The organism is Sulfobacillus sp. TH-112, from assembly GCF_057473405.1.
Genome location: NZ_JBYCKN010000044.1, coordinates 1 through 11,127, shown reverse-complemented (window position 1 = coordinate 11,127; position 11,127 = coordinate 1). Strand labels below are relative to the sequence as shown.

The 11,127-nt window shown below is 53.0% G+C and carries 15 protein-coding genes and 1 other RNA gene; 1 reads left to right on the top strand and 15 read right to left on the bottom strand.

Annotated features, from left to right (window positions below):
* From ACOJWD_RS02880 to ACOJWD_RS02810, 15 genes are all read right to left on the bottom strand, one after another.
* Window positions 1-195: alanine--tRNA ligase-related protein (locus ACOJWD_RS02880; protein ID WP_486991718.1), on the bottom strand; the 195-nt coding region annotated here is incomplete at its 3' end.
* A gap of 28 nt (window positions 196-223) precedes the next feature.
* Complete coding sequence (locus ACOJWD_RS02875) at window positions 224-1,249, bottom strand: AI-2E family transporter (RefSeq protein WP_486991717.1); 1,026 nt, start codon at window positions 1,247-1,249, stop codon at window positions 224-226.
* 65 nt (window positions 1,250-1,314) lie between these two features.
* Complete coding sequence (locus ACOJWD_RS02870; protein ID WP_486991716.1) at window positions 1,315-1,515, bottom strand: hypothetical protein; 201 nt, start codon at window positions 1,513-1,515, stop codon at window positions 1,315-1,317.
* Window positions 1,512-1,703, bottom strand: coding sequence for a hypothetical protein (locus ACOJWD_RS02865; RefSeq protein WP_486991715.1), 192 nt, complete (start codon window positions 1,701-1,703; stop codon window positions 1,512-1,514). The genes ACOJWD_RS02870 and ACOJWD_RS02865 overlap by 4 nt, the downstream gene beginning before the upstream one ends.
* A 25-nt stretch (window positions 1,704-1,728) precedes the next feature.
* Entirely contained in the window at window positions 1,729-2,208 is a 480-nt protein-coding gene (locus tag ACOJWD_RS02860; RefSeq protein ID WP_486991714.1) for a PRC-barrel domain-containing protein, read from the bottom strand.
* Window positions 2,209-2,230: 22 nt separating this feature from the next.
* Window positions 2,231-3,289 carry a tRNA 2-thiouridine(34) synthase MnmA gene (gene mnmA / locus ACOJWD_RS02855; protein WP_486991713.1) on the bottom strand — a complete coding sequence of 353 codons (1,059 nt, stop codon included), beginning with the start codon at window positions 3,287-3,289 and terminating at the stop codon, window positions 2,231-2,233.
* Window positions 3,290-3,291: 2 nt separating this feature from the next.
* A complete protein-coding gene (locus ACOJWD_RS02850) occupies window positions 3,292-3,765 on the bottom strand; it encodes an RrF2 family transcriptional regulator (protein ID WP_486991712.1) in 474 nt (157 codons plus the stop codon).
* A 252-nt stretch (window positions 3,766-4,017) separates the two neighbouring features.
* A complete protein-coding gene (locus ACOJWD_RS02845; protein WP_486991711.1) occupies window positions 4,018-4,785 on the bottom strand; it encodes a succinate dehydrogenase/fumarate reductase iron-sulfur subunit in 768 nt (255 codons plus the stop codon).
* A 3-nt stretch (window positions 4,786-4,788) separates the two neighbouring features.
* Window positions 4,789-6,555, bottom strand: a complete 1,767-nt coding sequence (locus ACOJWD_RS02840; protein ID WP_486991710.1) for an FAD-dependent oxidoreductase — start codon at window positions 6,553-6,555, stop codon at window positions 4,789-4,791.
* Entirely contained in the window at window positions 6,556-7,311 is a 756-nt protein-coding gene (locus tag ACOJWD_RS02835) for a hypothetical protein (protein ID WP_486991709.1), read from the bottom strand.
* A 125-nt stretch (window positions 7,312-7,436) separates the two neighbouring features.
* Complete coding sequence (locus tag ACOJWD_RS02830; RefSeq protein ID WP_486991708.1) at window positions 7,437-8,756, bottom strand: replication-associated recombination protein A; 1,320 nt, start codon at window positions 8,754-8,756, stop codon at window positions 7,437-7,439.
* On the bottom strand, window positions 8,746-9,786 hold the full coding sequence (gene ltaE / locus ACOJWD_RS02825) for a low-specificity L-threonine aldolase (protein WP_486991707.1): 1,041 nt from the start codon (window positions 9,784-9,786) through the stop codon (window positions 8,746-8,748). The genes ACOJWD_RS02830 and ltaE overlap by 11 nt, the downstream gene beginning before the upstream one ends.
* Before the next feature lie 2 nt (window positions 9,787-9,788).
* Window positions 9,789-10,106, bottom strand: coding sequence for a thioredoxin (gene trxA / locus ACOJWD_RS02820; protein WP_486991706.1), 318 nt, complete (start codon window positions 10,104-10,106; stop codon window positions 9,789-9,791).
* Between the two features lie 89 nt (window positions 10,107-10,195).
* Window positions 10,196-10,380: non-coding RNA, 6S RNA (gene ssrS / locus ACOJWD_RS02815), on the bottom strand.
* A 97-nt stretch (window positions 10,381-10,477) separates the two neighbouring features.
* Window positions 10,478-10,732: a DUF3243 family protein gene (locus ACOJWD_RS02810; protein WP_486991705.1), complete on the bottom strand. Its 255-nt coding sequence runs from the start codon at window positions 10,730-10,732 to the stop codon at window positions 10,478-10,480.
* A 138-nt stretch (window positions 10,733-10,870) separates the two neighbouring features.
* Here ACOJWD_RS02810 and ACOJWD_RS02805 point away from each other — a divergent pair.
* The coding region (locus tag ACOJWD_RS02805) for a phage holin family protein (protein WP_486991704.1) at window positions 10,871-11,127 on the top strand (257 nt) is incomplete at its 3' end.

Sequence of the window (11,127 nt, the reverse complement as noted above, 5' to 3'; positions counted from 1 at the left end):
CTTTTGTACGCTGACCGCGCGCTGATAGCTGCGGCGTTCTAGGCCGAGAAATACATCTTTGAATTGCACCATCCCCGCCGCCGTAAAGAGCAGTGTCGGATCGCCTGCCGGTACGATAGGCGAGCTGGCCACCACTTGGTGCCCACGTTCTTCAAAAAATTGTAAAAATCTCTGCCGGATAATGGCTGCCTTCACTCAGGCGCCCCCTTCGTGTGGTGATGTCTCATTGTACCGATGGCTGAGAATCATGGTCAAGAGGTACCGTAAACCACCGATAGAAGTGACTTAATAACACCCGCACCACCGCCGCCAGCGGTACCCCGAGCAACAGACCCACGAATCCGGCGACTTCTCCTCCTGCTAAAATGGCAAATATCACCACCAGGGGGTGCAGTCCTACCGACTCCCCCACTAACTTCGGTGAAATCACCACCCCTTCTAACTGATGAATCACCACAAATCCCACCACGGCATAAAGAGCCACCCAGGGTGACCGCGTCAGCCCTAGAAGGATAGCAGGAATCGCCCCCGCGATGGGCCCCACATACGGAATCACATCCGTAATTCCGGCGACGGCTCCAATTAGGAGGGCAAATGGAATGCCTAAAATGACCATCCAAACCGTAGACAACAGCCCGACGACTAAGGCGACCAATAGCTGTCCGCGGATGAATCCGTTGAGCGCACGATCAATATCATTACCGAGTTTAAACACCTCTTTGTGCCAGTTGATGGGGATAAGCGCCCAGAAGCGTTCGCGAATGCGCGCTAAGTCCTTTAACACATAAAAGGCTAATACTGGGGCAATCACGATACTCAACACCCCAGGGACTAGTCCGAAGATGGCGTGAATCACGTCTTTCATCACTGTCATCAGTTCACCCTGTAGATGTTTGCCGGTTCCGGCGATCGCAGATCGGACCACAAGAGGCATGGGCTGCTGATGAAACCGAAGCGACCAATAATTATAGGATCGCTGCACCTCGCTCGCCATGGTAGGAACAAACTTAATGAGATGCACGCTCTCTTGCACTAGAATCGGGATAAGATAGACCGCCATGAGCGCAATGACCGTTCCCAAAACCGCATAGGCAATCAAAATAGCGGTCACGCGTCGGACCTTCAGAAAGTGCACCATAGCCTCCACCAGTGGGGCCAGAAGGTAGGCCAAAATGAAGGACAGCACGAACGGCAGCATGACTCCACGTACCGCAATGAGAAGCCATCCGCTACCAAACACCACCAACATTAAAAGCCCCCAGCGATACCACCGCCGAGGGCTTCGGGATCTCGGGCTTCTGGCGATTGTCAACGCTAGCTCATCCGTCGCTTAGCCAGATGCACTAGGCGCCCCCCACCGTATCGCGCCACGCGATAAGCCGCGGGAGCCAATCGCCGTGCTTGACGAAATGCCGACCCATAAAATTTCTGCCGTGGACGCCGCAAAAGCCAAATTCCCGCCATTACCGCACCAACTAAGGTACCCGTAACCATCCCCGTGACATATTTTCTCATGGCGCGACCCCTTCCAATTCGTCTGGGTCGATGCGTGATAGTTCGCCATCATTCTCGACCCGATACATGCGCACACCCTTGGTGCCCATGGCAAATTCGATGTAACAGTCCCAACAATAATATTGCCCGGTACCTACTCGTCCCACGTTTCGCCCGGTGCAGCCAGGGCATAGTGGCTCTTTGTCCACGAGAAACCTCCCCCTTTTTTCTCCGTCAGGATTCCCCAGGGACAAAAATTTTAACCGTGCGTTCGCCAAATTCAGTAAGCTGCTGAATAGGCACCAGGGACGCCCCGAGCATCAAGTCTCCCACCACGCCGCGAGAAATTACTAAATAAGAAATGCTGGCGGTTTCTTGGTCAATGACCACATCCTTCAGCCGCCCGTACAGGCGACCGCCTTGACTCACCACAACACGCCCCTTCCAAGCGGCATTCATGCGTAATATGTGTCGCCGGAACTTACGAGGACGTCTCAACATGGTTGAACGATGACCAAGCGTCACCCCCATATCTGTCAAACGAACGTCGTTGCCGATGGGTAAAAATACCGGGAGACACCATCGTGGAGCGAGCAATAACCCTTCCAACGACCGTGTCTCCCAGGACACCACCAATTCGTCGACCCGACTGACGGGGCGCGCATTCCCACTCACCCAAACCGGTAAGTTCGTTAAATGCCATCCGCTAATCATACATCCTCCCTGTCCTACATGACTAGAAGGGGCGCGCAATCCTCCCCCCTGCCACCAGCACGTCATCCTGATACAGAACTGCCACCTGCCCAGGGCTGACTGCCCATTGCGCATCGTCAAACTCAATCATCGCGTTGCTTCCTTGTGGCCTCCACACTGCACGCTGCGGCTCCATATTGTAGCGAATTTTGGCGAGTCCTAATTCCGGCATCTCGGGGGTAAATCCCGAAACATAATGGACGGCAGCGACTCCAACCTTTCGCTCGAAAGCGTCCTCACGCACCCCAACCATGACGCGATTTGTCTGAGCATCTAATCCCGTCACATAGTGCGGTACGGAACTGGCAATATTGAGGCCTCGCCGCTGCCCCACCGTATAAAACGCAACGCCTTCGTGCCTCCCTACCACCGTCCCATCACGAGTCACCATATCCCCAGGAGACACGGCATCGGGACGATTCTCCCGCAAGTAGCCCTGATAGTCGTTTTTTGGCACAAAACACAATTCCTGGCTGTCTGGCTTATGCGCTGTGATGAGTCCTCGACTCGCGGCGATGTCTCGACTCTCAGCCTTCGTCATCGCCCCCAAGGGAAAAATTAAGTGACATAAGTCCTCTTGTCCCAAGGTGTACATCAAGTAACTTTGATCCTTCTGCTTATCCGCTGCCCGCATCAATTGATACTGGCCTTCGTGCTCGCGAACCCGAACATAATGCCCTGTGGCCAGGTAGTCTGCTCCTTGCGATCTTGCCCATTCCCACATCGCTCCAAACTTGATATTGCGATTGCATAACGCACAGGGATTCGGCGTCTCCCCAGACAAATAGGCTTCCTCAAAGGGCAGAATCACCTTTTCATAAAATGGTTCTTCGACATCGACCAGATGATGGGGTATCCCAAGCTTCTTCGCGACCCGCCTGGCATCGACAATCGCATCAAGCCCGCAACAACTATTGGTGGTCTCAGCGGGCAAGTGGCGCATGGTCACTCCAATGACCTCATACCCGTCATCTATCAATAAAGCGGCGGCCGCCGAGGAATCGACGCCGCCGCTCAATCCTACGACTACAGTCTTTCCCATCGTTATCCTCCTTGCCCCCTTAGTATGGCAACTTCCGTGTGCGGCAAATCGTCTTGACCCATAACCCGTTGTTCCATGACCAACTGGTCCATGGTAATCCGCGTCATGGCTTCATCAATGGCTTCTTGCACCCGAGTCCAAACGTCAGGACCAATACACCAATCCATCTCACTACAACCCGCCCCATTTTCGTTGGTGCACTCGGCAACCACAATCGGCCCCTCTACGGCCGCTACCACATCGCGAACCGAAACCCCCTCTGGCGGGCCCGCCAACTGATAGCCCCCTTGGGCGCCACGCATGCCGTTCACAATACCGGCACGTTTGAGAAGAGGCATTAATTGCTCCAAATATTGTTCAGGGATATTTTGGCATTGAGCAATGTGGCCCACTGTTAGATGCCCGTGACCATAATGACGCGCCAATTCATAGACGGCTTTCACGGCATACCGGCCCTTGCTTGATACCTTTAACATGGCACACACTCTCCTTTCACCTAACAGTAAGGGTAGCACCCAGATGATGCACGGTCAACTGACCGAGCGCGAATTTGATCCGCCCGATCCACCCGTGTGCGAGGTTGATCTGCGCCCCGTAGGGAGTGTCACGCCACAAGTTTTGGAGGTCACACAGACGACCAGAACTGACAGGATGGAGCTTTTTGTCCATACACAAAGCCACTCTACGCGGAGTGGCTTTGTGAGCAAACAACTAATTTAATGGCCGATTTACGACACCGTATCATTGGCGGTGTGACCGTCTTTCCCCTTACCACCCAGACGGCGCAAAAGAATTTTAATCGGGTCGTAATAGCGGTCCGCAACTCGTTCTTTGAGCGGAATAATGGCATTGTCCGTAATCTTAATGTGCTGCGGACAGACCTCAGTGCAACATTTCGTTACATTGCACATGTTGACGCCTGCTCGATTCGCCAACAAAGGCAATCGATCAGCTCCATCCATAGGATGCATTTCAAATTCGGCGATTTTCGCCATGTATCGGGGACCAAAATACTTTTGCTGCCCTTCGTGATTACGAAGGACGTGGCATGTATCTTGGCACAAAAAGCACTCAATGCAACGATGAAACTCTTGAATGCGGTCGGCATCAATCTGCTGCATATTAAATGGTGCCGGCACAGTTGGTTCAATCAAGGGAATTTCCTTGGCTACTTCGTAATTCCAGGAAACGTCCGTCACCAGGTCCTTAATAATCGGGAACGTCTGCATGGGCCGAACTTCTACCGGTTCCCCAATATAGTCATCCATGCGGGTCTTGCACAACAGCTTCGGCTGTCCATTAATCTCGGCTCCACAGGATCCACAATGGGCGGCTTTACAATTCCACCGCACCGCCAGGTCAGGAGCCAGATTATGTTGAATATAGTGGAGAGCATCTAACACCACCATGCCCGTTTCTCCCGGCACCTGATAGGCCACCGACTCCCCGCCAGACTTGTCACCGCGCCATACATTGAGGGTAAATTCCTCTGCCATGCTCTACAACTCCTTCCCTGCCGCGTCGTTGACAAGTCCCGGAGGCTTGCCGTACGTGAACAGTTTAGCTAAGTTTTCTGGCATCTCATGGACTGGCTCTTTTCGTAACTGAATGGCGCCATCCTGATACGATTCAACAAAGTTAAGTGTTTGCCACTCAGGAAGCTCATCAGGATAGTCAGTACGCCAATGCGCCCCACGACTTTCTTGTCGCGCCAACGCACTGCGAATGATGCCCTCACACAAGAGCAACATATTTTCGACATCAAACACCGCATGCCATCCCGGATTATAGATCCGCGATCCATTGATAGACATAGTCAGAGATTCTTCTTTGAGTTCCAGCAGTTGAGACAGGCCTTCTTCTAGCACGGGTCCAGACCGCATAATCCCGGCGTGGTTGGTCATTATCTCTTGCAGTCGCTCGTGCACATGATAGGGATTGACGCCGTTATTACGCGTAAATGGCTCGAGAACTCTCTGCATCTCTTCATTAAGCTCGGCCTCATCAATCTCCGCCAACTCTCCGGATCCTTCCACATATTCCCGTGCTCCTAGACCCGCTCGGCGCCCAAATACCAAGAGGTCGGACAGAGAGTTTCCGCCCAGTCGATTGGCACCGTGAAGACCACATGCCACCTCACCAGCGGCAAAGAGACCGGGAAGTGTGGTCGCACACGTTTCCGCATCACTGCGCAAGCCACCCATGGTATAGTGACAGGTCGGAGCCACTTCAAAGCGTTCTTTGGTGATATCAAGATCGGCCAACGTAAGAAACTGCTCATACATGCCCGGCAACTTCGCTTTCACGTAGTCGGGCCCTTTATGGCTGATGTCTAGCCATGCGCCGCCATGTGGCGTACCCCGCCCCGCCAGATTTTCCCGGAAAATAGACCGTGCTACCACGTCACGCGATGACAGTTCCATCCGGTCCGGATCGTAAGTCTTCATAAAGCGCTCGCCTTCGGAGTTGAATAACAATCCTCCTTCACCACGAACCCCTTCGGTGACTAACAAGCCGCGCACACCGGGAGGCCACACCATCCCCGTGGGATGAAATTGCACCATTTCCATATCTTGTAGGTTTGCCCCGGCTCGAAACGCCAGCGCCGCCCCATCCCCGGTGCTCTCCCACGAATTGGATGTAACCTTAAAGACCTTGCCCCAGCCTCCCGTGGCCAAAACGATGGCACGGGCTCGGAACAAGACGAATCGACCGTCAGACCGAAAGTATCCAAAAGCCCCGGCAACCCGACCGTTCTTCACGATAATCTTCGTCATAGTCACTTCCTGATAGATATCAATGCCGGAGTGAATCGCCTTATATTGCATTGTTCTAATCAGCTCAAGGCCAGTATGGTCTCCAATGTGGCACAGTCGGCGAAAACTGTGGGCCCCGAACGGCCGCTGCATAATCCTCCCTTGGGGCGTGCGGTCAAATACGGCGCCCCAAGTCTCCAATTCCAGCACCCGGTCAGGGGCTTCTTTGGCAAATATCTCCGCGGTACGGTAGTTGTTGATAAAGTGCCCGCTGCGCATCGTGTCGTAAAAGTGGGTTTCCCACCCGTCTGGTGCATCTAAGTTACCAAACGACGCCGCTGCGCCGCCCTCTGCCATCACCGTGTGCGCTTTCCCTAACAGCGATTTCGTGATGACCGCTACCTTGAGGCCCGGCTTTTGCGTTGCTTCGACGGCAGCGCGAAGTCCTGCGCCACCTGCGCCAATAATAATCACATCATAATCATGAACTTCATACGACTCGTGTGCCATTTAAAACAACCTCACATCATGAATGACTCCCATAATGAGGAGTCGAATATATAAATCGGCGGCCCACACCGTAGCTAGCGATGCCCATGCCCACGTCCCATGCAACATGTTCCAACTCGAAACGCGATTCCAGATCTTGTAGCTGGTCGTCGGCTTACCATCACAGGAATAACAATCTTTCTTCCCGCCCACCATGTGGCGAAATGCATGACAGGAAAAGGTGTAAAACGTCAAGACGACGGCGTTGATAAGAAGCAATAGGCTTCCCACCCGCACTTCAAACCCGGCCTTGAAAAAAAAGGCCTCGACCGCATCTTTCCAGAGAAATATCAGAACAATTACCGCCAAATACCAAAAGTACCGATGCAAATTATTAATGGCAAGTGGCCACTTAGTTTCACCGCTATAACGCGGCCGTGGCTTGTCTACGGCATAACATGACGGCGGATCCCAGAAGAACCCGCGATAGTACTCTTTTCTATAATAATAACAAGAGAAACGAAACAAAAAAGGTACCCAGGCAACATACAAGGCATCTAATAGATGCCAGCCAAACCACTTACCTACACCTGGCGAAAAATAAGGCGACACATAATTACCAAACGTTCCGGAATTATGAAAAAATACTTCCCATAATGAATAGAGAACCCAAATCCCTAAAATGCTGCTTGTAATCAACGGTTCCACCCAATAAGGTTTTTGCTTGGCGCGGCCTTTAGGCCGCGTGGGCGACGTCGATTCCAGGGGTTGAGCCATGCGTATCCCCTCCCACCGCAATGGTCGATTAAAAGTGCTCTCATTTGACTCTGAGCCTATCCTGAGTATACATCACAAAACAGAAGGCTCATAAAACTGTCAGCCTAGGCGGAATATTCCGCAGTTCACTCTCGATGATCCCTCCGGCGTCGCCGCCACTCCTGCAATAGACGTTGATATGCGTCTTCTTGTCCCTGGCTAGTCGGGTGATAGATTTTCAGATCCGCCATCGTCGACGGCAAATGGGCATCGGGCAAAAAATGATCCTCTACACTATGCGGATAGCGATAGGGTTTTTTGATCCGCGGATTGTAGTGACGATCGCGCAGCTCTTCCGGCACGGGAGCGTTCGGAAATCGATCCAACGTCTCATCAAGCACTGCTAACGCTTCGACCACACTATTGGACTTCGGGGCCATGCACAGATAAATCACGGCTTGCGCCATCGGTATCCGAGCTTCTGGCAAGCCGACTTGTTCTAAAGCCCAGGAAGCCCCTTGAGCTACCAAGAGTGCCATGGGGTCCGCTAGTCCGATATCCTCTGCCGCATGTACCAGCAATCGACGCACAATAAAGCGAGGATCTTCACCGCCTTTGAGCATGCGTCCCATCCAATAGAGCGCCGCATCGGGATCGGATCCGCGGATGCTTTTAATAAATGCGGACGCCAGGTCGTAATGCATGTCGCCCTTCGCATCATAAAAGTGGGCAAACTGGTCCCACACTTCATCGAGTAGTCCACGGGTCAAGACCTTGTCACTACGCGCATCTGCCAGCACCGTAAGCCGCTCTAAAATAGAGAGCGCCATGCGCGCGTCTCCACTGGTACGAAGGCCAATCATCGCAAACACTTGGTCCTCCGCCACGCCCTCCTCATGCCACCACTCGCCACGTTGTTCCCATGCCCGCTCGAGTACCCGCTCCACATCCTCAGGGCCAAGAGCGTGAAATTCCACTAATAAGCACCGTGATAACAATGCGCTATTAAGAGCCACCCAAGGATTTTCCGTGGTGGCTCCCAACAACACAAACGTACCGTCTTCTACGAATGGCAAGAGGACATCTTGTTGACTCTTCGAAAATCGGTGTATTTCGTCGAGAAACACCACCGTCCCTCGTCCTTCAAGACTCCAGCGGTCCCGAGCTTGGTCCGCCACTTTGCGAATATCAGCAATTCCGGTGGCTACCGCAGAAAGAGAAATATAAGCTAAATGAGCGCTTCTTGCTAAAATTTCGGCGGTGGTGGTCTTCCCCGTTCCGGGGGGGCCAAAGAAAATTGAGGACCTCAGACGCTTCCCTGCCATACTGGCGAGTACGCCTTGTCCGGAGGTTAGGTGCTCTTGCCCCACGATATCCGAGAGCTTGCCCGGACGCAATCGCGAGGCGAGCGGCGCTGCCTCGCGTCGACGTTCATCGCCAAGATCCGAAAAAAGATCACTCGCCATAACCAAAATCGCTACCGCGCAAGCGTTTAAACGTGCTTAAGGCGTGGTCCACGTCCTCATCGTCAATGTTCAAATGTGTCACCAAGCGGATCGTCCGAGCTCCCATGGTCCCAAACAATAATCCCTGCTCCTTCGCCGCCTGAACCATGGCGTCGGCAGGCCCGGGGGTATCAATCATTACCATGTTGGTGGGAATCTGGGGAACTCGAGCAGAAAATCCCAACTCTAAGAGTCCCTCAAGTAATCTCGACGCCCGGTCGTGATCCTGTGTCAAGCGCTCCACGTTATCTATAGCGATGAGACCCGCCGCTGCTAGAATTCCGGCTTGTCGCATTCCGCCCCCCAGCCATTTCCGATAGCGTCGAGCGCGCTCAATCAATTCGGATTTCCCTACTAGAAGCGAACCTACTGGTGCACCTAGTCCCTTGGAGAGGCATACAGACACAGAATCCGCATCCCGCACTAAACGCCGAGCAGGCGTGTGCAATGCCTGTGCTGCATTAAATAATCGCGCCCCATCAATATGAACACTTAATCCCATTTGATGAGCAATCGCCATAAGAGGATCTATAAGATCCGAGCCTAGTGCCGCGCCACCGGCACGATTGTGAGTGTTTTCAATCCATAGCAGTCGAGCCCGCGGATGGTGAATGTTGTCCGGCCGGATCGCACTGATAAGTGTCTCTGAAGAAAACAACCCCTCCGGCCCATCCAATAAAGTCAAAGTGGCACCGGCCCACAACGCGGCCGCTCCGCCTTCGTAATAATAAGCATGGCTATCCCTATGTAACAGCACTTCTTCTCCACGCTCCGTGTGGGAAAGAATCGCAATTTGATTAGCCATCGTGCCGCTAGGTACAAAAAGTGCCTGTTCCTTACCGAGTAGGTCTGCCATGTGTTGTTCAAGCCTGTTCACGGTAGGATCCTCGCCATAGACGTCATCTCCCACTAGCGCGTGAGCCATCGCGTCGCGCATAGCATCAGATGGTTGTGTGACCGTATCCGACCGAAGGTCAATGACTTTGGCCACCTTTAGAGTCCTAACTTTCGAATCAGTTCTGCTTTCGGTAACGCCCCGACAACCCGTTGTACTTCTTCACCCTTTTGAAAGCGAATAATGGTGGGAATACTCATGACACCAAATTGAGCTGCAATAGCGGGGTTTTCGTCAACGTTGACTTTGGCCACTGTTACCGCACCCTGACGTTCATCCGCCAACTCATCCAAAATCGGGGAAACCATGCGGCAGGGCATGCACCACGACGCCCAAAAGTCTACTAACACCGGATTTTCGCCACTCACGACTTGAGAAAAATTACTTTGGTCTGCAGTCACAACATTTTCCGACAACCTAATCCCTCCAATTCTCACTTCTATCTTACCTGGTTTTCTACCGTCAGTAAATCACCAACACAAAACGGGCAGTACCCTGCCCGTTTTGATTCCCCGCCATGCCGCACCACCCGACGTTTTGAACCTGCCGCTGGCAGGTGGGCACCTCCCGCTAACTTTCGCAGTCCCCCAAAAAAGGGGGCAGGACGGCCATTAGCTTAGGATCCGGTTCCCCATGTTTTGGTGTTGGCTCAAAACATATCGGTCCATGTTCCGAACACCGCAGGGATTGTGATTGCCTCTTATTATACGAAGCACGCCGCGTCGGCGCAACTCGCAATGAATGCCAAGAGAGGTGGCTTACACCACCTCCTCGGCACTCGACATCCCTACTGGAGGTCTTCGTCCTTTTTGGCCATATTGGTCACCATTCCCGCCAATTTCTTCTTATCTTGCGGGCTCGCGGCTTGCCAAACATTTTTCGCCAATCGGTCTTGAGCCGACTTTGGTTCCACTCCGGCCTGCATCATGGCATCTCCCATTTCCACCACATCCGACGTCACGTCGTGGCTTCCATGTTTGAGGCGCTTGGCCGCAGTCTGTTTCAAGTCGTCAAAGGATGACGGTACGCCTTCTGTTGTCAAAAGCGATCCCTCCTCCACGTAGTAGGCCAGTGTCTGACCCTGTTATCCATCATTGCCCCGCAGCGCAAAAAGTATCACAGAATATTCTCCGAGCACCCGCGCACACTATCGTCAGCATGGTCGAGGAGGTGATTACTGGTGAATTGGGTGGGTGCCGTCGTACGCTTTGCAGTCGCTGCGCTAGTGTTGATGCTACTTGGTTACATTGTTCCCGGCTTTTCACACCTTACCTTCTGGTCCGCCGTTCTGGCGGCTTTGGTGATTGCGCTTGCCGGATACATTATTGAAATGTTGTTCGGAAAAAGTGTCTCTCCCTATGGACGAGGACTGGTAGGCTTTCTCGTGTCTGCAGCGATTATCTATCTCGCTCAGGTTGTCGTTCCGGGTATGCATGT